A 23,143-nucleotide genomic window follows, 5' to 3' on the forward strand; every position below is an offset into this window, starting at 1 on the left:
TTTACCTCCAATTTATATTTCTAGTGTAGGCTGTTTAGGCATGGTATTGTATAGTTCCAAAATCTTCTTTATATTTTTTACACCACTAGTACTGTCTACTGACGAAAGTGAACAAGCTGCTGTTGCAGTACCAACTTCCATTGCACTATCTATGGAATATCCCATATAAGCTGCATACAATACACCTGCTACATAGGCATCTCCAGCTCCTACCGTTCCTTTAATATATCCTTTTGGCAAAAGTAAAGATGGTCTTACATAGTAATTTCCTTTTTCATCTATTCCAAAACTAGATTCTGGAGTATGAATAATAGCCCACTGATTAACTCCCATATTCATCAAATTTTTAAGAACGTCTAAAATATTTTCCACAATTAATTTTCCATCTTCATCTCTAAGATTTATCCCTGTGGTTTTTCCTGCTTCAATTTCATTTAAAATACAATAATCAGTATACTTAAGACTTGGTGGCACTAATTTTTTATATCTATCACTTTCTTCGCTAACCACATCTATAGAGGTCTTTATGCCTTTTTCCCTAGCCTTGCAGAGTACCCTTGCCATAACAGTTCCATACTCTTCATCTTCAGCATCCATTCCATCTAAAAGTAATATATAGCCTACATGTAAAATATCTGCCTCCAAAGTCTCCAAAGAAAAATGTCTTTCTGAAAATTCACTGCTTACTCCTCTATACATGAAGAAAGTACGAGTTTTATCACTTTCATCACTCATTACATCTGTAAAAGAAGTTTTACCTTGTCTTAAAACTCTTTTTAAATCTATATTAGGAAATTGCCCTAAGGTTTTTAGCACCAAATCTCCCATATCATCTGTACCAATAAGTCCTATTGCTTTCAAAGGAACACTAGAATCTATTCTAGCTAAATCCATGATGCAATTGCACACAGCACCACCTAAAGAACTATTTACTTCTCGAATAGTAGTTAATTTAGATTTTTGTGGATAAACATCAATTTTTTTTAAATTATCCACTATTAAATTACCTGCAATAGCAATTCCTTTTTTCATGTGTTCCCTCCTAAATATTAAAAGCTAAAATTTTGCTTTTTTCTTTTTTAATGCATCTACATAAACGGCAATTAAAATTACAACACCTTTTACTATATACTGCCAGAAAGAGTCAACATTCATAAGGTTAAGTCCATTACTTAATACTCCTATTACTAATCCACCAATTACAGTTCCGCCCATTTTTCCAGAACCACCACTCATGCTTGTACCTCCAAGTACAACAGCTGCAATAGCGTCCATTTCTGCTCCATTACCTGCTGTTGGCTGTCCTGAGAACATACGAGATGCTAGTACAATACCAGCAATAGCTGCCATAAGTCCACTAAAAGCATATGGGAAGAAAAGCACTTTATCTATTTTTATACCTGAAAATCTTGCAGCTTCACGATTTCCACCTACAGCATAAATATGTCTTCCTAATTTTGTTTTATTCATTATAAGTACTGAAATAACAAGTATAATAATTAAGTAGAATACTGGAGTTGGAAGAAAATTAAATACATATCCTGATCCTATAAAGTTAAATCCATCCGACATAACACGTATTGGCTTTCCACCAGTATATACATAAGCAGCTCCACGAGCTATATTCATAGTTGCTAAAGTAACTATAAAAGGTGGTATAGTAGTTTTTGCAACAACTAATCCATTAAATACACCTATAACTACTCCTGATAGCAAACCAGCAATTACAGCTACAAATACAGAAGCTCCTTGAAATGCAATTAAACCACCTGTAATTACTCCTGACAAAGCAATTATAGCTCCTACAGAAAGGTCTATTCCTCCTAAAATAATTACCATAGTCATAGCACAAGCTAAATATAAATTTGTAGATGTTTGTCTAAGTACATTCATTATATTTTTCTGTGATAGAAATACTGGTGATATAAATGATAAAAGAACACATAAAGCAATAAATCCTATTAAAATTCCAAGATTCTCTCTTAAAAACTGTACAAAAAAATTTCTTTCTTTTTTCTCCTTTGTTATTGTTTCCGTTTGTAGAGACATATTACATTCCTCCTGTTGCATAATGCATAATTTTTTCTTGTGTGAACTCACCTCGAACTAACTGTCCTGAAACACTTCCATTTGCCATAACTAAAACTCTGTCACTCATGTTAATTATTTCAGGTAATTCTGAAGATATCATAATAATAGATACTCCTGAATTAACTAGTTTGTTCATTATTAAATATATTTCTGCTTTTGCAGCAACATCTACACCTCTTGTAGGTTCATCTAAAATTAAAACCTTAGGTTCAGTAGCCAGCCATCTAGCAATAACAACCTTTTGTTGATTACCACCACTAAGATTTCCAACTAACTGATCTGTAGAAGGAGTTTTAATAGACATTTCTTTTACATATTTATCAGCTATATCATTTTCTTTCTTTTTATCTACTCTAATTAAATTAATAAATTTATCTAAAACTTTTAAAGTAGCATTAAACTTTACACTTTGAATAAGGAATAATCCTTCTTCTTTTCTATCTTCAGGTACCAATGCAATTCCATAATCCATAGCATCATTAGGACTTTTTATATTAACTTTCTTTCCTTCAATAAAAATTTCACCTGAATCAATTGGATCAAGCCCAAAAATAGCCCTCATAACTTCTGAACGACCAGCCCCCATCAAACCAGCAACACCTAAAATTTCTCCCTTTTTTATATGGAAGCTTACATCATTTAATACCCCTTCTCTTTTTAAATTTTTTACTTCTAAAACAGTTTCTCCTGGTTCATTATAAGTTCTCGTGTAATAATTAGTAAGTGAACGACCTACCATCATGGCAATCAAGTCATCTTTAGTTGTCTCTTTTGTATTCTTTGTTCCAATATATTCTCCATCTCTCATTACAGTTATTCTATCTGATATTTCAAAAAGCTCTGACATTCTATGTGATATATACACTATACCAACACCATTTTCTTTCAAATTTCTAATTGTCTTAAAAAGAAATTCCACTTCCTTATCAGTTAATGAAGATGTTGGTTCATCCATAACGAGAATTTTTGAATTAAAAGATATGGCTTTTATTATTTCAACCATTTGCTGCTCAGCAACTGTAAGCTCAGCAATTAAAGAAGCTGCATTTATTTTCAATTCAAATGAATCTAACAACTTTTGTGCTTCCTTTATCATGGATTTTATATCTACAAATCCACCAGCACCAGTTAATTCTCTACCTAAATAAATATTTTCTGCCACTGTCATATATGGAACCAATACTAATTCTTGATGTATTATACTAATTCCAAAAGCTTGAGCATCTTTTACAGATTTAACTTCTACTTTTTCTCCATTAATATATATCTCGCCTTCATCAATGCTATATATACCACCTAGAACCTTCATTAATGTAGATTTTCCTGCACCATTTTCACCCAGCAGCGCATGTACTTCTCCTTTTTTAAGTTCAAAGTTAACACCTTTTAATGCATATACTCCTGGAAATCGTTTATTAACATTTTTCATTTGTAGTAAATTGCCTTCCAAATATCTTCACCTTCTCTCAGTATTTATGTTATTAATATGAGCTTTATTCATAATTCTGAATAAAGCTCATATTAGTGTTTTAAGTTAAATTATTGCCATCCAGTTGTTCCATATTTAGAAACGTTATCTTTGTTAATTAAGAAAGTTTGAACTGGTGTTTTCTTTTCAACATTTTGTTTATTAAGAACCTTATATCCAAGTTCAGCAGATTTAACACCTATCTGCTTTGGAGATTGAGCACCTGTTCCAACAAATTGTCCACCACTTGCAATTTCCTTTTTAGCATCCGGTGAACCATCTACACCATAAATTAAAATTTTAGATTGCTTAGCAGATTTACATGCTGCAAGAGCACCAAGAGCTGTAGGGTCATTTCCACCCATTATAGCAACTATATCAGAATGAGATTGAAGTATGTCATCAGCTAATTTCATAGATGTCTGTAAATCGCCTTTTCCATCTTGTTCTGCAACTATTGTAAAGTTCTTTCCTTCAATAGCACTCTTGAAACCAGCTATTCTATCATTAATAGAATTCATTGTAGGACAGTTAAGTATAGCTATTTTACCACCATTTGGATATCTCTTTACTAAATCATCTCCGCATACCTTACCTGCATTTTTGTTATCAGAACCAACGTAAGCAGTTACATAATTCATATCCTTAACTTCTGTATCAAAGTTGATTATTGGAATATTAGCCTTTTTTAAAGCTTCAAGTCCAGGTCTAACACCTTCCCAATCAACAGGATTTAAGAATACTGCTTCAACACCCTGTGTAATCATATCATTTATTTGATCGATTTGTTTTGAAACATCCATTGCTGGATCCATAGTAATAAGTTGATCTCCATTCTTTTCAACTTCTGCTCTTATAGATTTTTCAAGTACTTGGAAGAATGGGTTATTCATTGTCATACAAGTGTAACCAAATTTGTGTTTTTTCTTAGTAGATGAACTTTGTGATGATCCTGATGAACTAGAACCACAGCCTACAAATAATCCAACTACTAAGGAAAGTGACAATACGAGACCTAGTATTTTTCTTGCTTTTTTCATAACATTTCCCCCTTGAGATTTTTTTATTAAATCCTTTTGTTAATTTATCAATAAACTATAGTTAAACTTAGCTATAGTCAAATTGATCCTTGTCCACTTTACTTTCATAAAGTATCTGCTTCACTATCACTTTTAGTTAACGTTTACACCAAATCATAAAATTATACACATTCATACATACATCATAGATAATAATGTTTTCTATTTTCATACTCCATTAATACTCTTAATTACCATTAAATATAAATATTCTTCACATTTTTTTAAAATCCTTCTTTAACTATTTACTAATATATTTAATCTTAAGTTTAATGAACAATGTTTGTGAAATTTTCACTAAATTATAGTATCTTCAATATAGAAAAGCTTTACACAAATATCATATTTTTTGATGTATCTTCAGTAAACCTTAAAATACATCTCACTACAACAATTTATGTCATTTTAATACATCTATTGATTCCTATAATTATGTATAATACTTTTATGTTCTAAATTTTCTACACATACGTACGTGTTGTTAATTTAATTTTACATAATTTTATTGTAATGTCAATATTAAATTGTAAATTTTTTTAAAAATTTTGCTAAAAAATAATAATAAATTGTATATACTAAAATAACTAAGTCCCGCATATATCAACTTTTTACGACTTACTACAAGTATAGAAAAAATTTTTTTAAATATTTTTTTATTCCATAGCTATTTGTTATATGCATCTATATTTTTAAACGTACGTACAATCATTTTTGTAGCAAATAAAATAAGATACTATCTATATTTAGCAGACAGTATCCTTTAAATTCATTTTAATATTGGATGCCATATATGAACAACAGTCCATTTACCATATTTACTAGTATAATAAATACCATATTCTTCTCCATAGTTCAATCTTATTCTTTCATTTACATTAAAACTACCATAACCAATTTTTCTTTTAGAAGAATCCTTTTCTTTTAGTAAATTATTAATTTCCCTTAATTTATCTTTCTTAATTCCTATACCATTATCAATTATTTTAATATGAATTTTCCCATTTTCTATAGAACCCTTAATGATTATTTTTCCCTTTCCTCTCTTTTCCTTTATGCCATGATAAATGGCATTTTCAACTAAAGGCTGAAGTATCAATTTAATTACATTATTTTCAAGAATATTTTCATCTATATTGATTTCATAATTTATTTTATCTTCATATCTAACCTTTTGAATGGTCAAATAGCTTTCTACATGTTTTATTTCATACTTTAATTTTATAATTTCACCACCATTATTTAATCCAATTCTTAAAAGGTTTGTTAAATTTCCAACCATTTCAACAACACCTTCTACTTCATGTTCCTGTGCCATCCATTGTATAGTATCTAATGTATTATAAATAAAATGCGGCTTTATCTGAGATTGTAAAATATTTATTTCTGCCTTTCTTTTATTTCTTTCTTCAATATGAACTAATTTTATTAAATTTCTAATTTCTCTAATCATATTATTAAAAGAATTTCCAAGTTGTCCTATTTCATCATTATACTTGCTATTAAACTGAATATCAAAATTTCCTTCTTCAGTTTTTTTCATAAGCCTTCTCAATTTTGTAATTGGATTAACTATTGTTTTTGTAAAAATTATAGCTAATATTCCAGCTAATATTAAAGTTACTATTGCAATAATTAATGAATAATATTTTATGTACGTCATTGCTTTTAAACTTTCATCTAATGGAAACACTCCTACAGTTTTCCATTTTGTATATTGAGAATCTATATCCATTAATTCATAATTCTTATTTTTTATACTTTTAATGATAATTCCATTTCTTTTATCTAAAAACCACTGCTTCTTAATCCTATAGACCACAGGATTAACTGGAGCATATACTATTTCTCCATTTGAATCCAAAATATATACAAAACCTGTTTTTCCAGGTTTAATACTTTCAATAACGCTTTTAATAACATCCAATTTCATATCTATAAGGATTACTCCTATACAATTTCCAGTTTTTTTATCTATTATTGCTTTTGACATAGAGACTACATCATCTGCACAATATTCAAATATATTATTGATATTACGTCCTACAGGCTTACTAAAAAGCTGCACGTTATTAGGACTTTTGACTGCCTGAGTATACCACTTTTCATCTGTAAGTGGATCTCTTGATATTCTATACATTGTATCACTGACATACATATCATTAGAATTTACTATTATTATTCCAGCAATTTCGGGATGCAAAGTTGTAAATCTAGTTATTTCCCTAGCAGTATCATCCTCAATATTATTATTCTTATTTATATTATTAGTACTTAAAAATTTTAATACGGTAGGATCATATGATAAATAGTTAATTATATTTTCTGTATCCTTAATGTAAAAATCAACATTATTTGTTATTTGTTTAACCATCTGCTGTGTATTAGCATTTTGCTCATCAGTCATTGAGTTTTTATATATCAAGTTGCTTAAAGTAGTTATTGTGATTACAGGCAATAAAATCACCAGAAAAAAATAAAATATCAGCTTAACACCTATACTGCTGTTTAAAAAAAAGCGTATTATTTTCTTCAATTTTATTCCCCCTAGTATAGTCTAATTTTAAAAATATTGCGAAGCTTTGCTTCGCAATGTTCTTATATTGTAAATCTGACTAATTTGTAACAATTTTTTTCTTTTCATCTCTAATTACAATAATCCTTTGTAATGCTATAAATATGAATAAAAGCATTCCTACTGCAATTTTTGTCCACCATGAATTAAGTGTACCATTAAACATTATAAGACTTTGAATTATACCTGTAGTCAAAACACCAAATAAAGGTCCTATGGCATAACCAAAACCTCCTGTAAGAATTATACCACCTACAACACAGGCTGCAATAGCATCCATTTCCATACCATTACAATGTAATCCATATCCAGAAAGAGTGTATATAGTAAATAGTAATCCACCTAGTGAAGAACAAAATCCTGACAATGTATAAACAAGTATTTTGGTTCTTGCAACAGGAAGTCCCATAAGTAATGCTGAATTTTCATTACCTCCTATAGCATACACTGTTCTTCCAAACCTTGTATACTTTAAAATATATACTGCTAATGCAACTATTATCAAGCTGACAATTACATTAATTGAAACAAATGCTCCCGGCGCAATTGGTATCCTAAAAGCTGAAATTTTTGTAAATGTAGGATTGTTAATAGTTATAGTATCTATACTTATAAGGTAACTTGATCCTCTTGCAAAAAACATACCTGCCAAGGTTACAATCCATGGATGCAAGTTAAACTTTTGTATTAAAATACCTTGTACTGTTCCGAAAACAATTCCAACAAATAATACAAAAAGAATAACTAAATATGGGTTAACACCTTTTCTAAGTAGATCTGAAGTAATCATACTTACAAAAGCTATCATTGCTCCTACAGATAAGTCAATACCAGCTGTAAGTATAGTTAATGTTTCACCTATGGCTACTACTACTAAATAAGCATTATCTATAAATAAATTTGACAATACCTGCAGTGAAAAGAAACCATTAAAAAATATAGATCCAATGAAAAATAATAGTAAAAATAATGCTATAGTTGCATAAATTGAAATATATTCTTTATTTAACTTAAGTTTTATTCCTTTAGGAAACTTTTCTGTCATATACTAGCCGCCTCCTTATCTATACTGTTTTTATTTCTTTTCTTGATATTCTTAAAGTATTTTCTAAAGTTATCAGTTTGTATCAAACATACTATTATAACAACAATTGCTTTAACAACAAGTGTAACTTCAGGTGCTACTCCTAAGCTATAAATAGTAGTGGTTAAGGTTTGTATAAATATGGCTCCTACTACAGTTCCACCTAGGTAAAACCTTCCACCAGCCATGGAAGTTCCCCCTATAACTGTGGCAAGAATTGCATCAAGCTCTAACCATAAACCTGCATTGTTGGCATCTGCACTTTTTATATTAGAGCATATAATTATACCTGCTATGCCTGCAAGAATGCCACAAATTACATACAGAGAAAATATGATTTTTCTAGAATTTATTCCTGAATATCTACTGGCATTATTATTAACTCCAATTGATTCTACAAATAACCCTAGTGCCGTTCGCCTCATTAAGTAACACACAATAAATACAAGTAATGCAGCTATGTATACTGCAACAGGAATGAACCAATAACCTGTACCTATAAAAATAAATGATTTATTGGTAAAAGTTAAAATCTGCCCACCTGTTATTAATTGTGCTATACCTCTACCAACTATATATAGTATTAATGTGCCTACCATTGGTTGAACTCCAATATAGGCAACCAAAAAGCCATTCCATATGCCACATATTAGACCTACAATTATTCCTGCAATTATAGCTGCAGGCACACTGCCTCCATTTACTATCACTGTAGCCGAAACAGCTGCACTTATAGCAATTATAGAACCAACTGAAATGTCTATACCTTGAGTAGCAATAACTATTGTCATACCTAATGAAATGAGAATAAGTGGAGCTGAATGATTAAGTATGTCTATCAAACTTCCAAATAAATGTCCATCCTTAATCTCTATACTTAAAAAACCTGGTCTTACAATAAAATTAAACAAAATCATTCCAAGTAAACATACAAGAGGCCAAAATATCTGATTATGATAAAATTTTGAAAAAATGCTTTCTGATTTAGCTTGCATAATTATCTTCTCCTCCTTCTGCAATAGTTTTCATAATATTGTCTTCCTGTATATCATCACCAACTAATTCTCCTATGATTTTTCTATCTCTAAGTATAAATATCCTATCACAACATCTTACGATTTCTTGAAGTTCAGAAGATATGAATAAAATTGTCATCCCATCTGAAGCTAATTTTAAAATTAATTTTTGTATTTCTCCTTTTGCCCCTACATCAATACCTCTTGTTGGTTCATCAAGAATTAGCAACTTAGGATCTGTTGCAAGCCATCTAGCCAAAATAACCTTCTGTTGATTTCCACCACTTAAATTATTAATTTTCTGTTCCATATTAGGCGTTTTAATACTTAATAGCTCTATATACTTTTGCGCAATTTCTTTTTGCTTCTTCATTGGTAAATATTTAAATATACCCATTTTAGCTTGAAGAGCTAATATAATATTCTCCCTTATTGTAAGATCTCCAACTACACCTGCAACCTTTCTATCTTCTGGACAAAAACCAAATCCTTGTTCAATTGCTTTTTGAGGATAAATATAAGAATATTCCTTACCTGAAATAGTAATAGTGCCATGATCTGATTTATCTATGCCAAATATCAATTTAGCAGTTTCAGTTCTTCCAGAACCAAGCAACCCTGCAAATCCAAGAACTTCTCCAGATCTAATTTCTATGTTAAAAGGTTCCATTGTCCCCTTTCTTCCCAATTCATGAGTCTTTACTAAACATTCTATCTTTGATTGCACTTGTGATTTTTTTATTGAATTATTGATTTTATTGATTTCCTCTAAATCTTTTCCAATCATTTTAGATACTAAATCTATACGCGTGAGTTTTTCGGCATCATATGTTCCAATTAAATTGCCATTCCTAAGTACGGTTATTCTATCTGATATTTCATAAACCTGATCCAAGAAATGAGTTACAAATATCATTGACATACCTTCAGACTTTAATTTTCTCATAACTTCAAATAATTTTTTTACCTCGTTATCATCCAAGCTTGATGTAGGTTCATCAAGTATCAATATTCCCCTTGAAATATCAACTGCACGTGCAATTGCAACCATTTGCTGAATTGCAACAGAATAGGATGATAATATTTTTTTTACATCAATTTTTAAATTAAGCCTTTCTTCAAGCAACTTTGCTGCATTCTTATTCATTGTATTCCAATCAATGCTACCTCTTTTTTTTGGTTCACGACCAATATAAATGTTTTCAGCTACACTTAAATTAGAGCATAAATTTATTTCCTGATAAACAGTACTTATTCCACGTTCCTGAGCATCCTTTGTAGATGTAATTTTAATTTCTTCTCCATTTAATATTATAGTACCTTCATCTATTTCATAAACTCCTGTAAGAACTTTAATAAGTGTTGATTTACCTGCTCCATTTTCCCCCATAAGTGTATGAATTTCACCTTTTTTTAGCTGAAAATTTACATTTGAAAGAGCTTTGACTCCAGGAAATGATTTGGAAATATCTTTCATTTCTAAAATTATATCATTATTCAGCATTAAAATTTACCCTCCCTTGGAACAAAATGTATTAAAAAAGTTTATAATATAAGAGCTGGATACTATTAAAGCATCCATGCTCTTATACTTAAGAAATTATGACTAATATTTTCTATTAGGTAACTCTTTCTTAGCTTGATCTTGTGTGAAAACGCTTTCTTTTGATTTTATGTTCTTCTCTACTTTTTGACCTGCTACTACAGCTTTTGCAGTTTCCAATAACTGAGGTCCTAAAAGTGGGTTACACTCAACTATACCATTAGATTTTCCATCAGCCATCATTTGGAACATATCTTTAATACCATCTACTGAAACTATAAAAATGTCTTTACCTGGCTTCTTGCCATATTCTTCTATAGCTTGTATAGCTCCAACACCCATATCATCATTGTGAGACCATAATACATTAATCTTGTCTCCATCTGATTTTAAGAAAGCTTCCATAACTTCTTTACCTTTTGCACGTGTAAAATCACCTGTTTGAGATTTTATTATTTTGTAATTAGGACAATCTTTGATAGTTTCATTAAATCCTTTTTGACGTCCAACCATTGCACTAGAACCAACAGTTCCCTGAAGTTCAGCTATGTTAAGTTTTGCATCTTTACCAAAGTGGTCTATTATAAGCTTTGCAGCTCTCTTTCCTTCTTCCTCCATGTCTGAACCTAGGAAGCAAGTATAAAGAGATTCATCGGAAACCTTTACACCTCTATCAACTATTACAACTGGTATTTTAGCATCTTTTGCTTCTTTTAATACTGTGTCCCAACCTGTTTCAACAACTGGATCCAAAGCAATTACACTAACCTTTTGAGCTATAAATGATCTTATAGCTTTTATTTGATTTTCTTGCTTTTGTTGTCCATCTGAAAATTTCAAATCAACATTTGGATCTAGCTTTGGAATTTCCTTTATAGAATTTGTTTCTGCAGTTCTCCAACCACTTTCAGCACCAACCTGAGCAAAACCTATTACAACTTTTTTCTTGCTTGAATCACTGCTGCTGCTTGTACTAGTAGAACTAGAACTTCCCCCACATCCTGCAAATATAGATGTTGCAAGAATTACGCTGCTTGCCAATGCCGCTAACTTTTTAAATTTCATTTTCCAATCCCCCCATAACTGATTATTTTAAATTACAACATAATGATATCATGTTTCTTTTTTACTGTATTGGTAATATTATGTTATTTTTTACACTTTAGAGTTTATTTTTAATATAAACAAATTTATTTCAAAATCTTATGGTAGTTATGGGATAAATTTTTATGACTTGGAACTATCTTTTAAATATTTAAACTTATCATTTAAATATTCATTTACATTACTTTTGGTAATTTTATCACTTTTCAATACTATTTTTTTGGGAATTTTCTTTTTCTTATTTAAAATATTTAAAGCACTATCTACTGCCTCTTTACCTCCTGTGGAACAAGTAAAAGTCCCCTGCAGAATTCCTCTAGAAACCAAATCCAATCCTCCATTTTCACCTGTAAGACCATCTACTCCAATTATTTTTATATTATTAATTCCCAATTTGTATGCAGCTTTATATGCTCCTAATGCCATATAATCATTATGAGCAAAAATAATATCTATATTTCTATCTTCTTTTAATAATTCCTCAATTTTATCTTCTGCTTCATCCTTCTGCCATTCACCTATAACTGTTCTTACTATTTTAATATTGTCACATTGTTTTATAGCTTCTCTAAATCCTTTACTTCTATCAATATCCGGGTGGGAATTTAACAAACCTTGAATTTCTATAACCCTTCCTTCACTATTTCCTAAAAGATCCACCACCATTTTTCCCGCCTCTCTGCCTATCTTTTCATTATCTGGTCCTATGTACACACTGTAGTTATAACCTTCTACTGCTCTATCTAATACAACTACAGGTACTGATTTATAAGCCTTACTTACTACTGGAGTCAATTTTTCAGAATCATTTATTGACACAATTAAAAGATCTATTCCGCTATTTAATAATTCATCAATATCCTTTTTTTGTTTATTGGTATCTCCACCTGCATCTTTGTAAACAATTTTTATATTTTTATACTTTTTAGCTTCATTAGATATTTCCTCATTCATTGAAATTCTCCAGGGTTCATATAAATTAGCTTGAGACATTCCAATAACATATTCTACTGAATCAGAATTTTTCATTCTAATATTTTCTATAATGATTAATGAAAACAAAATAAGAAAAACAATAGCCAATGACAAAAAAATAACAATCTTGAATTTTAATTTTCCTATCATTTATACATTACCTCCACGATATTCTGTAGGAGAAACTCCTATAACTTTTTTAAAAGCCTTGCAAAAATAATGCTGATTACTATAACCAACAGCCTCTGCTACTTCGTAAATTTTCATTTTAGGGTCCTCCATAAAACATATTGCTTTTTTAATTCTTATATTTGTAAGGTAGTCACTAAAAGATATTCCTATTTCTTGCTTTATAAGTTTACTTAAATATGAAGAACTTACATTAAATTGTTCTGCAACACCCTGGAGGTTCAAATCGTTTACGTTGTAATTTGTATTGATATATTTCATTGTTAAAAGTACCACAGGTTTACACTGAATTTTTTCATTTATTTTACAAACTAATTTGCTATAAGTGTCTTTTACTTCATTAATAACATTTAATATTTTTTCTTGTTCTGTTACTACAATATATCCAAGATAAGAATACACTTTTTCTTCTAGTTTATTTCCTAAATCATACCACTCACTACTGTTACATAGATTGGTAAAAATAATTATGTTGTTATTTTCATCAACAAATGCTGCCTCAGGTTTAAAATTTTTCAACAAATCATAAGCTATATTGATTATTGCAAAATTCAATAATTCTCTATCCCAGTTTCTAACATACAACTCCATTTTAAACTTTTCTACTACTTTTATTGTCACCATTCCAATGCACTTGGAAAAATTAATTTTTAAAAACTTCAATTCCTCTAATATATCTTCATATGACAATTTACCATTAAACCAATTGTTAAAGAATACTTGTCTTAATGAATTTAAATTTTCATCTACTTGCTTGCTTGTCCAATCTAAATAGTTTCTTTTTCTTTCAATTTTGCTTAATTCCTGTATAGCCTTCAAAATGGTATCTTTTAAATTTTCTCTATTAACTGGCTTTAAAATATAGTCAAAAACTTTTAATTTCAATGCTTCATGCATATATTCAAATTGATCATACCCTGTAACTATTATAATAATGGATTTTTTATTTACATTCTTTAATTTTTTTATAAGTTCTAATCCATTTAAAAATGGCATACATATATCTAGCATTATTATATGAGGATTTAATTCTTTAACAAGTTTTAATGCTATTTCTCCATCCTCTGCTTCTCCTGCTATTTCAATATCTAATTCAGCCCAATTAATTGAGTTTCTAAGTCCCTTTCTTATTCTTGCTTCATCATCAGCAATTAGAAGTCTATACATTATACTAACCTCCAAATGAAAAAATCTTCATAATTACATTTTACTATTTTAGTAAATTTTAATCAACGTTTTAAAATAATTGTATAAAATCAAATATATGTAATATAATATTTAACTTATTTTTAAACACGACAATAAGTGTTTCATCACATTAAATAAGTAATGCAACAAAACACTTATCATTTATAGTGTTCTCTATAATTTATTTAAAATATAAAATTAATTATTTTTGTCCATAATAAGCATTCTTTCCATGCTTTCTTAAAAAATGTTTATCTAGCAATACCTGATCCATAGGATTTCTATTCCCTTTCAAATTAATTGTATTAAATGCAATTTTAGATACTTGTTCCATTACCACTGAATTATAAACAGCTTCATCACAATCTTTTCCCCAACTAAATGGACCATGACCATTTACCAATACTCCTGGAATAAATAAAGGATTAATATTTTTAAAGGTTTCCACTATTACATTACCTGTTTCCTTTTCATATTCTCCCTTTATCTCTCCTTCAGTCATGGCTCTTGTACATGGTATTTCTCCATAAAAATAATCTGCATGAGTTGTACCAAATGCCGGCACACTTAATCCTGCTTGAGCAAAACTAGTAGCCCATTCTGAATGGGTATGGACTACTCCTCCTATTTCTTTAAAAGCCTTATATAATACTAAATGTGTAGGAGTATCTGAAGAAGGCTTAAAATGTCCCTCTATTACTTTTCCTTGAAGGTCAACTACTACCATATCCTCCACTTTAAGCTCATCATAATCTACCCCACTTGGTTTTATAACAACAAGTCCACTTTCCCTATCTATTCCACTTACATTTCCCCATGTATATATAACAAGTTTTTTACGAACTAATTCTAAATTTGCTTCTAGCACTCTTCTTTTTAAATCTTCTAACATTTTTTACCTCCAAAAAGTTTTACTTGCTTACTTCACTTTTTATGTTTTTTAAAATCTTCATTACATTATTTTCTCCTCTTCCAAAATAGTCATGAAGCTTTTTGTACTCATTATATAGTTTTCTATATGCTTCCACATTTTCTTTAATAGGTTCATAATGTTCTTCCTTAAGCTTGGCCATATTTTTAGCTGCTTCAAATATATCATTATATCCACCTTTCTCTTTTCCAGCAGCCACTGCTGCAAACATTGCTGCACCCAATGCTGGTGTTTGAGGAGATGCAGATATATTTATCCTTTTATTTGTTACATCAGAATATATTTGCATAAGCATTTTATTTTTTTGTGGAAGTCCTCCACAAGCATAAAGTTCTTTAATAGGTACTCCTGATTTTTCAAAAGTTTCTATTATCATATTCTTGCCATAAGCAGTAGCTTCAATTAATGCTCTATATATTTCCTCTGGTTTTGTTAAAAGAGTAAGTCCTAAAATCATTCCTGTCAAGTCTGTATCAACTAGTACTGATCTATTACCATTTAGCCAATCAAGAGCAAGTAAACCGCTTTCACCTGGTTTTAATTTTGAAGCTTTTTCTTCTAATAAAGAATGTATGTTAACTCCCTTTTTTAAAGCTTCCTTTTTATATTCTTCTGGTACGCAATTATCTACATACCATTCAAATATATCTCCTACAGCTGATTGTCCTGCTTCATATGCAAAAAATCCTGGCACAGCTCCATCTTCAACTACACCACACATTCCTGGTACTATCTTTTCTTCCATTCCTAAAAGTATGTCACATATTGATGTTCCCATAATCATAAGCATGTTACCTGGTTCAACTACGTTGACTGCTGGTGCTGATACATGTGCGTCCACATTTCCTACACACACAGCTGTTCCTGAATTAAGACCCATATTATCTGCCATTTCTTTTATAAGCTCTCCTGCTTTACTTCCTATGGACACTATTTTACTATTTAGCTTTTGCTCTACTAAATTTTCAAGTTTTGGATCTAATGCTTTAAAAAATTCTTTTGAAGGATATCCTGTTCTCTTATTCCAAATGGCTTTATATCCTGCAGTACAGCTATTTTTAATGTCCACTCCTGTCATCTGCATAGTAACCCAATCTGTAGCCTCCATAAATTTATCTGTTTTATTATAAATTTCTGGTGCTTCATTTAATATTTGCCATATCTTTGGTATTAACCATTCGGAAGATATTTTACCACCATATCTCTGAAGGAAATCCTCTCCCCTCTCTTTAGCAATTTCATTTAATTTATTTGCTTCTGATTGAGCTGCATGATGCTTCCATAATTTAGTCCATGCATGCGGATTGTTTTTAAATTCTCCCATTTGGCATAAAACCTTACCATCCTTTGATACTGGCATCATAGTACATGCTGTAAAATCTATGCCTATTCCTACAATATCATCTTTATTTACTTCAGATTTTTTAATAGCTTCAGGTACTGCAGTAAATAACACATCAATATAGTCATCTGGATTTTGAAGAGCCCAATCTGATGAAAGTTTAATGTCTGTGCATGGCAAAAATTCATCAATTACTCCATCTCTATAAGTAGTAACCGCTTCACTTAGCTGTTTACCATCATCTACTGATATAACAACAGCCCTACCAGATTGCGTTCCAAAATCAACACCTATAACATATTTACCCATAACTTACCTCCTAAAATGTTATTAATAATATTTTTAATTTAATAAATATACTGCTAAGTAGTTTCCTGTATACGTTTTCACAAATATTAACTTTAAAGGATAATTTATTAATATATACTTATCTAAAAATAAACTCTTTATGACACTTAATATTTACACTTACTTATAAGTTGATTAATTTGAATTATCAATATAAGTACAATCACCAAATGTTGTACGTACATCTAATATTATATTATTCTTCACATCATTAAAAAATCCTTCCACCATGAAAAATTTTCTAAATAAATATCATTATAAAATAATTTTTAAAATCAAGTGTAATTTAGTTACAATAGCAAAACTAATTACTATTTTTAATACAAGATTTCACAAATTATGTGCTACTTAATTATTATACTAGAAGGTTCCTTATTAAGCTGAATACCTTTAACAATTGCAGAATTTCTCACTATAAGCTCTGGCTTGTAGATATATTCTAATTTTTCTTCCTTTTTTTCAATCATATTCATTAAAAATCTAGCTGCCCTTCTTCCCATTTCCTGCTTAGGGTGCCTAATAGTTGTAAGCTTTACTTCTGTTGCAGTAGCCAAATCTGAATCATCATATCCAACAATAGAAATATCTTCAGGAACACTAAATCCCATATCTCGTATAGCCTGTAAAACTTGTACTGCTATTTGATCGTTATAACAAACTATTGATGATGGTCTGTTACTTTTTCTAAGTAGATTGCTAGTAAATTCATAAGGAAAAAAATTTGCTTCACTAGTTTCATATTCTCCTAAATAATCTTTATTTAATTCTATTTTATATTCTTCCAAGGATTTTATATATCCAAGCTTTCTGTTTACACCTTGAAGATCATCTGACTTAAATATACCTGCTATTTCTCTATGCCCTAGTTGTAATAGATAATTTGTTATAATATTTCCACCTTTTATATCATCCATAATTATATAGGCTGGATTTAATGCATCATATTGTGCATTAATCATAATATAAGGTATACTTCTTTTTTCCAGTTCTCTATATAAATCTAAATTTGTATTTTCAAGTGCACTTTTAGTAGGTTCAACAATAAGTCCTAATACTTCACCATCAATTATTTTTTGTAAGCATTCCCTCTCTTTTTGTTTCTCATTATTTGTATTAAATAGTGTTAGATTATATCCATAAGAACTTAACACTTCCTCAATACCACTTATAATTGTAGGAAATATATAATTAGATATATAAGTTGTAAGCACAGCTATATTTTTTACAGAATTATCTTTTTCTCTAAAAATGCAAAAGGTACCTTTACCCTGTTCCTTTTGTATATATTGACTATTGTTTAGTTCCATAAGCGCCTGCCTAACAGTATGTCTACTAACCTTAAATTTTTCTACAATTTCACTTTCTGAAAGTATTTTTTCTCCATATTTTATTTCACCAGATTCCATAAGCTTTTTAAAATATTCAGCTATTTTGACATACTTAGGTAATTTATCATTATCATAAATCATACTTTTACACCTCTTAAACATTTTACATATACGTACGTGTCATTAATTTAATTTTACATACTTTTATTACTCTGTCAATGGATAAATCAAATTTAAAGCAAATATTTACTCTGTCATATGTAGTAATAAAAACTTAATTCTTTAATTGGAAATTTTTACTTTTAATATGTCCAATTTCATAGTAAAATATTGTTATATAAGGGTTATTTTTCACTTGATTAATACCAAATATGATGGGAGTGCTAAAGATGTTGAATAACTTTAAGATAAAAGTAAAAATGTTTATTTTATTGCTTATAATGCTTATTATGATATCAATCCTAGGATTAGTTTCACTACATAATGAAATTATATCAAATAATAGAGAAATTAATTTATTAGATACTACAATAAGAAAAAACTATGCTTCTAAACGGCAATATGATATGGATACGATAATTGCTAAAGAAAAAGCATTAAAACATAATGAACTAATTAAAAACATAATTGTTTTTCTTAATTTATCTATATTATACATTTTTCTATCCATTATGATTACCTATATTATATCAAAAAATATAATTTTTCCTTTAAAAATTGCTGTTGATCAAGCAAACGCTCTGGAGGAAGAAAAAGAGTTACTTTACACTACTCTAATATCCGCTGGAGATGGTGTAATATCAACAGACAAGAATGGAAATATAAGACTAATTAATACAGTTGCCGAAAAACTTTTAGGATGGAAACAAGCTGAAGTTTTAGGTAAACCATTTGACGAAATTTTTAATATTATAAATGAAAAAACCAGAGAAAAATGTGAAAGTCCATTAAAAATTGTGTTTGCTACCAAAAAAGCTACTGAACTTAATTTCAATGCTTTATTAATCTCTAAAGAAGGAACTGAAATTCCTATTGAAGATAGTGCATCACCAATTAAAAATAGCAGTGGTTTTATAATTGGAATGATAGTTGTATTTAGGGATATTGCAGAAAAAAAGAGAAAAAATGAGAAAATTCAATACTTAAGCTTTCATGATCAATTAACTAAACTTCATAATCGCAGATTTTTTGAAAATGCACTAGAAAGAATGGACATTGAAGAAAATTATCCTTTAGGCTTTATTATTGCAGATGTCAATGGTCTAAAATTGGCAAATGATGCTTTTGGACACTTAGTTGGTGATAAACTTTTACAAAAGGCTGCTTATGTAATGAAAAAAGCATGCAAAACCAATGATGTTATTGCAAGAATTGGTGGTGATGAATTTGCCATACTACTTCCTAAAACTAATTTAAGGGGAGCTGAACTATTAGTAGAAAAAATGCAAAAATCAACTTATTTTGAAAAAGTAGGATCTATTAATTTGTCAATTTCTTTTGGATGTGCATGTAAAAATACAGGCAGCAATAAAATTGCAAATATCTTTAAGAAGGCAGAAAAAAACATGTACAAGCAAAAATTATGTGAAAGTCAAAATATAAAACTAAATATTATAAACATAATAATTGATACTATGTGTCAAAAGTTCAAGGGAATTGAAGATTATTATTTAAAAATAAGTAATCTTTGCGAAATATTAGGTAAACATCTAAATTTAGCTGACAATGATATTGAAGATTTAAGAACAGCAGCATTACTTCACGACATAGGAAATATATCTTTGGATGAAAATATTCTGAATAAGCCTGAAAAGTTAACTAATTTAGAGCGGTTTGAAATACAACATCATCCTGAAACAGGATATCATATATTAAACTCAGTTAATAACATGGCAAAGGTATCTGAATATGTGCTTGATCATCATGAACGCTGGGATGGCAAAGGATATCCTAGAGGGCTAAAAGGAGATAAAATTCCAATACAATCAAGAATTATTTCTATAGCTGATACCTATGCTACACTAATAAATGAAAAACCTTATAGAAAAGCATTTACAAGAGAACAAGCCATTGAAATAATTAAAAAAAACTCAGGTACTCAATTTGATCCAGCTCTTGTAAATGAATTTGTAAAGATTTTGGAACAAGATAAGGTTCATTAACATATAAAATTTGCAATTTGAGCATAATGCGATGCAAGAATACAGTGGAAGTTAAAATCCAAACTTTCACTGCACTCTTACGTCGCATAATTTTTAAACTACAAAAGAATTATTTTACATTAGTATCAATTTCTTTTGAAAATATCCATGATTTTTTTGCAAAATCCCTGCCTTTTATTAACACTTTGTCTCCATGCACTTCCACATACAATCCTTGACTTTCATTATAAAGCCTTTTAATTTTGTAGCCTTCTTCTGGCAATATATCATAATGGACAGCCCCTGTATGAACTGTAGTAAATGTTCCATTTGCCTTTACATTATCTATACTCAGCAAAACATGTGTGTGTGATGTAAACAAAATAGCTTCAGGATATTTTGACAAAATTTCACTAAGCTCATCTCTTTGTTCTACTCCAATCCAACCTGCTATGCTAGTGCTTAAATGTTGATGTAAGAATATAAAAATAGGCTTACCTTTTTCATGCTTTTCAGATAACTTCTGCTGCAACCAATTCAATTGATTTTGTGATAAAAAAGCATTTACTGCTGAACCTGGTTTTCTCGTGTTACCAGATTCTGACCCAAGCGATATAAAATGATATCCATTAATCCACTTATCATGATATATAGACTTTTGCCCTGCAAAATCCAAATACATATTTTTAAGTTTTTCAACATCTTCAGAATTGTTTCTACCTCTTGCATAATCAAAATACTCATGGTTGCCAATATTTTTAATTATAGTCTTAGGTAATAGATTTGCTTTTTTATCCAAAGTATTTTTTACTATATCATACTGACTTTTTATTCCCTGATCTACATTATCACCATTAAACACCATTGCATCTATATCATTATTTATGTCATGCAAATCATCAATAGCAATTTTTAGCTTATGAGCATCTCCATGTACATCTCCAAGAACAGAAAAATTAAGCTCATCTTTTTTCTCAACTGCTTCTTTATTTACACTACTTACTACTTTTTTAGAATTGAGTGATCCCCTATTAATAATCCCATTTTTATATGCAAATAAAGCAATAACTAAAATTATTACTGTTAATATTAATGTAGTTAATTTTAATTTTTTCATACTATATAAATCACCTGTTATTCTGTAAAATTCATTGATAATATAATATCACATTATAATACATAAAACTACATTTTCTTATTTTTTAATTTTTGCATGCTATACTGCTTGTAAATACAAAGCTTTCTTTTTTCTTATTACTCTCTTAAATTTCCATCCATTTTCTTCAGCTATTTCCTTAAAACTTTTAGCTATCTCACTTAAATCAAGAATATATTCATGGTATTTTCCATTTTCATCATGAGGAAATGTCTTAACCTGTCTAAAAATTGCAGTACCTGATTGAAAAGAAGTTCCAGTATCACAATCAAATGAAAATCCAGAGCTATTATCTTTAATCATTTCCCACATAAAAACGGTTTTATTTTCTTCATCAAAGTATACAAATGCAGAGTAGTTTATATTTTCAATGCCGATTTTCCATATTTTATTTATAAAATTGCAATTTATTGATAAATCCGTTTCTTGTCCTAATGAATACTTTATCCCTAGCTTATCTAGCTTTAATATAACATTTGAAATTAATATTTGCTTATTCATTACTAATTCCCCCTATTAGCCAATATATTTAATTTCAATGAAGCAAAGCTTATTTATCTAGTTTATATAATTTTAACATAATAAATATTGGTTTTAAAGTATTTATTTTCAAAATTTTCTGATTTTAATACAACAAGTAATTATTTCAAAATATATGTTCAAAAATTACTTTTTTATTAATTTTGAAAGTAATTATTATATAAAAAAAAGCTATAAAATTCAAGGATTAACCCTGTATTTCATAGTTTTTTAATTTAAATCATATTCTATTAAATTGTTTAAATGCAATATTAGTTACAGCTTGCTTAAAGTTTTAATAACATGTTCTTCCTTAAAAGGTTTAACTATAAACCCCTTTGCTCCAATTATAATAGCTTTTTTAACCCAGCTTTCTTGTCCTAAAGCCGAAATCATAACAATCTTACAATTAGGATCCTGCTTTTTTATTTCAGTCAATGCTTCTACGCCATCCATTTTAGGCATAGTAATATCCATTGTTACTATATCTGGTTTCAATATTGAATACTTACTTATAGCATCAGCTCCATTTTCAGCTTCTCCTACAACTTCATATCCATTTTTCTCAAGCATTGTTTTGAGTGCAACACGCATAAACATTGCATCATCTACAATTAAAACCTTTTTCATAAAAGTCCACCTCTTTATTATATTAATTCTAATTTTTTCATTACTTCAACTAACTTATTTGTATCTATAGGTTTAGCAGCATATGCTTCACACCCTAGTTCGAAAGCTTTGTGAACATACTCTGTATCCATGAGAGCTGTTGTCATTATTATTTTTGCTCTTTTTTCAGGAATAATCCCTCTATCATCCTCAAATTCTCTAATAGCTTTAAGTACCTTTACTCCATCTACTTTAGGCATCATTATATCAAGACAAATAAGATCATAAGGATTATTTTCTTTAACAGCTATTAAATAAGCATCCAAAGTTTCTATACCATCTACTACAATATCACATTCCCCATACTGTGAAAGAAACTTCAATAAAAATCTTCTGCTGGCTAAATCATCTTCTGCAATTAATATTCTCATAGTAGTATCCCCCTAATCGTACTTTATTT

The 23,143-nt window shown here is 29.3% G+C and carries 19 protein-coding genes; 1 reads left to right on the top strand and 18 read right to left on the bottom strand.

From position 1 onward, the window contains the following. Nucleotides 1–12 precede the first annotated feature (12 nt). The 14 genes from Ccar_RS08305 to Ccar_RS08370 form a co-directional block, all read right to left on the bottom strand. The gene (locus tag Ccar_RS08305; RefSeq protein ID WP_007059111.1) at nt 13–1,032 is read right to left on the bottom strand and encodes a carbohydrate kinase family protein; all 1,020 of its coding nucleotides are present in this window, start codon (nt 1,030–1,032) and stop codon (nt 13–15) included. A gap of 24 nt (nt 1,033–1,056) precedes the next feature. Continuing rightward, nucleotides 1,057–2,049 (bottom strand): ABC transporter permease, encoded by a 993-nt coding sequence (locus Ccar_RS08310; RefSeq protein ID WP_007059110.1) that lies wholly within the window; start codon nt 2,047–2,049, stop codon nt 1,057–1,059. A 1-nt stretch (nt 2,050) separates the two neighbouring features. Continuing rightward, on the bottom strand, nt 2,051–3,541 hold the full coding sequence (locus tag Ccar_RS08315; RefSeq protein WP_007059109.1) for a sugar ABC transporter ATP-binding protein: 1,491 nt from the start codon (nt 3,539–3,541) through the stop codon (nt 2,051–2,053). Nucleotides 3,542–3,630: 89 nt separating this feature from the next. Next, nucleotides 3,631–4,599 carry a sugar ABC transporter substrate-binding protein gene (locus Ccar_RS08320; RefSeq protein ID WP_007059108.1) on the bottom strand — a complete coding sequence of 323 codons (969 nt, stop codon included), beginning with the start codon at nt 4,597–4,599 and terminating at the stop codon, nt 3,631–3,633. Nucleotides 4,600–5,404: 805 nt separating this feature from the next. Next, nucleotides 5,405–7,171, bottom strand: coding sequence for a cache domain-containing sensor histidine kinase (locus Ccar_RS08325; protein ID WP_007059107.1), 1,767 nt, complete (start codon nt 7,169–7,171; stop codon nt 5,405–5,407). A gap of 79 nt (nt 7,172–7,250) precedes the next feature. Further along, nucleotides 7,251–8,255, bottom strand: a complete 1,005-nt coding sequence (gene yjfF, locus Ccar_RS08330) for a galactofuranose ABC transporter, permease protein YjfF (protein ID WP_007059106.1) — start codon at nt 8,253–8,255, stop codon at nt 7,251–7,253. Beyond that, nucleotides 8,252–9,289, bottom strand: coding sequence for an ABC transporter permease (locus Ccar_RS08335; protein ID WP_007059105.1), 1,038 nt, complete (start codon nt 9,287–9,289; stop codon nt 8,252–8,254). Before Ccar_RS08335 ends, yjfF begins: the two co-directional genes overlap by 4 nt. Beyond that, nucleotides 9,279–10,814 carry a sugar ABC transporter ATP-binding protein gene (locus Ccar_RS08340; protein ID WP_007059104.1) on the bottom strand — a complete coding sequence of 512 codons (1,536 nt, stop codon included), beginning with the start codon at nt 10,812–10,814 and terminating at the stop codon, nt 9,279–9,281. The genes Ccar_RS08335 and Ccar_RS08340 overlap by 11 nt, the downstream gene beginning before the upstream one ends. A gap of 102 nt (nt 10,815–10,916) precedes the next feature. Beyond that, a complete protein-coding gene (locus tag Ccar_RS08345) occupies nt 10,917–11,918 on the bottom strand; it encodes an ABC transporter substrate-binding protein (RefSeq protein ID WP_007059103.1) in 1,002 nt (333 codons plus the stop codon). A 162-nt stretch (nt 11,919–12,080) separates the two neighbouring features. After that, entirely contained in the window at nt 12,081–13,082 is a 1,002-nt protein-coding gene (locus Ccar_RS08350; RefSeq protein ID WP_007059102.1) for a substrate-binding domain-containing protein, read from the bottom strand. Further along, nucleotides 13,083–14,288 carry a response regulator transcription factor gene (locus tag Ccar_RS08355; RefSeq protein ID WP_007059101.1) on the bottom strand — a complete coding sequence of 402 codons (1,206 nt, stop codon included), beginning with the start codon at nt 14,286–14,288 and terminating at the stop codon, nt 13,083–13,085. 223 nt (nt 14,289–14,511) lie between these two features. Beyond that, nucleotides 14,512–15,201: an L-ribulose-5-phosphate 4-epimerase gene (locus Ccar_RS08360; protein ID WP_007059100.1), complete on the bottom strand. Its 690-nt coding sequence runs from the start codon at nt 15,199–15,201 to the stop codon at nt 14,512–14,514. Nucleotides 15,202–15,220: 19 nt separating this feature from the next. Next, nucleotides 15,221–16,891, bottom strand: a complete 1,671-nt coding sequence (locus tag Ccar_RS08365) for a ribulokinase (protein WP_007064680.1) — start codon at nt 16,889–16,891, stop codon at nt 15,221–15,223. A gap of 383 nt (nt 16,892–17,274) precedes the next feature. Continuing rightward, nucleotides 17,275–18,399 carry a GntR family transcriptional regulator gene (locus Ccar_RS08370; RefSeq protein WP_007059096.1) on the bottom strand — a complete coding sequence of 375 codons (1,125 nt, stop codon included), beginning with the start codon at nt 18,397–18,399 and terminating at the stop codon, nt 17,275–17,277. 248 nt (nt 18,400–18,647) lie between these two features. Between Ccar_RS08370 and Ccar_RS08375 the strand changes: the two genes are divergently transcribed. Continuing rightward, nucleotides 18,648–20,420, top strand: a complete 1,773-nt coding sequence (locus Ccar_RS08375) for an HD-GYP domain-containing protein (protein ID WP_007059095.1) — start codon at nt 18,648–18,650, stop codon at nt 20,418–20,420. Nucleotides 20,421–20,529: 109 nt separating this feature from the next. On the opposite strand, the gene Ccar_RS08380 is transcribed toward Ccar_RS08375, so the two are convergent. The 4 genes from Ccar_RS08380 to Ccar_RS08395 form a co-directional block, all read right to left on the bottom strand. Further along, nucleotides 20,530–21,516, bottom strand: coding sequence for a metallophosphoesterase family protein (locus Ccar_RS08380; protein WP_007064679.1), 987 nt, complete (start codon nt 21,514–21,516; stop codon nt 20,530–20,532). Nucleotides 21,517–21,615: 99 nt separating this feature from the next. Next, nucleotides 21,616–22,056: a hypothetical protein gene (locus Ccar_RS08385; RefSeq protein ID WP_007059092.1), complete on the bottom strand. Its 441-nt coding sequence runs from the start codon at nt 22,054–22,056 to the stop codon at nt 21,616–21,618. A 294-nt stretch (nt 22,057–22,350) separates the two neighbouring features. After that, entirely contained in the window at nt 22,351–22,704 is a 354-nt protein-coding gene (locus Ccar_RS08390) for a response regulator (RefSeq protein ID WP_007059091.1), read from the bottom strand. Nucleotides 22,705–22,721: 17 nt separating this feature from the next. Then, complete coding sequence (locus Ccar_RS08395) at nt 22,722–23,114, bottom strand: response regulator (RefSeq protein ID WP_007059090.1); 393 nt, start codon at nt 23,112–23,114, stop codon at nt 22,722–22,724. Nucleotides 23,115–23,143: the final 29 nt, after the last annotated feature.

The sequence above is a fragment of the Clostridium carboxidivorans P7 genome, assembly GCF_001038625.1.
Classification (GTDB): Bacteria; Bacillota; Clostridia; order Clostridiales; family Clostridiaceae; genus Clostridium_AM; species Clostridium_AM carboxidivorans.

What these genes read in the sequence shown, in the direction of transcription:
- Ccar_RS08360 (WP_007059100.1), bottom strand. Translation starts at nt 15,201, where the DNA reads ATGTTAGAAGATTTAAAAAGAAGAGTGCTAGAAGCAAATTTAGAATTA.
- Ccar_RS08350 (WP_007059102.1), bottom strand. Translation starts at nt 13,082, where the DNA reads ATGATAGGAAAATTAAAATTCAAGATTGTTATTTTTTTGTCATTGGCT.
- Ccar_RS08305 (WP_007059111.1), bottom strand. Translation starts at nt 1,032, where the DNA reads ATGAAAAAAGGAATTGCTATTGCAGGTAATTTAATAGTGGATAATTTA.
- Ccar_RS08310 (WP_007059110.1), bottom strand. Translation starts at nt 2,049, where the DNA reads ATGTCTCTACAAACGGAAACAATAACAAAGGAGAAAAAAGAAAGAAAT.
- yjfF (WP_007059106.1), bottom strand. Translation starts at nt 8,255, where the DNA reads ATGACAGAAAAGTTTCCTAAAGGAATAAAACTTAAGTTAAATAAAGAA.
- Ccar_RS08345 (WP_007059103.1), bottom strand. Translation starts at nt 11,918, where the DNA reads ATGAAATTTAAAAAGTTAGCGGCATTGGCAAGCAGCGTAATTCTTGCA.
- Ccar_RS08395 (WP_007059090.1), bottom strand. Translation starts at nt 23,114, where the DNA reads ATGAGAATATTAATTGCAGAAGATGATTTAGCCAGCAGAAGATTTTTA.
- Ccar_RS08370 (WP_007059096.1), bottom strand. Translation starts at nt 18,399, where the DNA reads ATGATTTATGATAATGATAAATTACCTAAGTATGTCAAAATAGCTGAA.
- Ccar_RS08335 (WP_007059105.1), bottom strand. Translation starts at nt 9,289, where the DNA reads ATGCAAGCTAAATCAGAAAGCATTTTTTCAAAATTTTATCATAATCAG.
- Ccar_RS08380 (WP_007064679.1), bottom strand. Translation starts at nt 21,516, where the DNA reads ATGAAAAAATTAAAATTAACTACATTAATATTAACAGTAATAATTTTA.
- Ccar_RS08340 (WP_007059104.1), bottom strand. Translation starts at nt 10,814, where the DNA reads ATGCTGAATAATGATATAATTTTAGAAATGAAAGATATTTCCAAATCA.
- Ccar_RS08320 (WP_007059108.1), bottom strand. Translation starts at nt 4,599, where the DNA reads ATGAAAAAAGCAAGAAAAATACTAGGTCTCGTATTGTCACTTTCCTTA.
- Ccar_RS08355 (WP_007059101.1), bottom strand. Translation starts at nt 14,288, where the DNA reads ATGTATAGACTTCTAATTGCTGATGATGAAGCAAGAATAAGAAAGGGA.
- Ccar_RS08365 (WP_007064680.1), bottom strand. Translation starts at nt 16,891, where the DNA reads ATGGGTAAATATGTTATAGGTGTTGATTTTGGAACGCAATCTGGTAGG.
- Ccar_RS08385 (WP_007059092.1), bottom strand. Translation starts at nt 22,056, where the DNA reads ATGAATAAGCAAATATTAATTTCAAATGTTATATTAAAGCTAGATAAG.
- Ccar_RS08375 (WP_007059095.1), top strand. Translation starts at nt 18,648, where the DNA reads ATGTTGAATAACTTTAAGATAAAAGTAAAAATGTTTATTTTATTGCTT.
- Ccar_RS08390 (WP_007059091.1), bottom strand. Translation starts at nt 22,704, where the DNA reads ATGAAAAAGGTTTTAATTGTAGATGATGCAATGTTTATGCGTGTTGCA.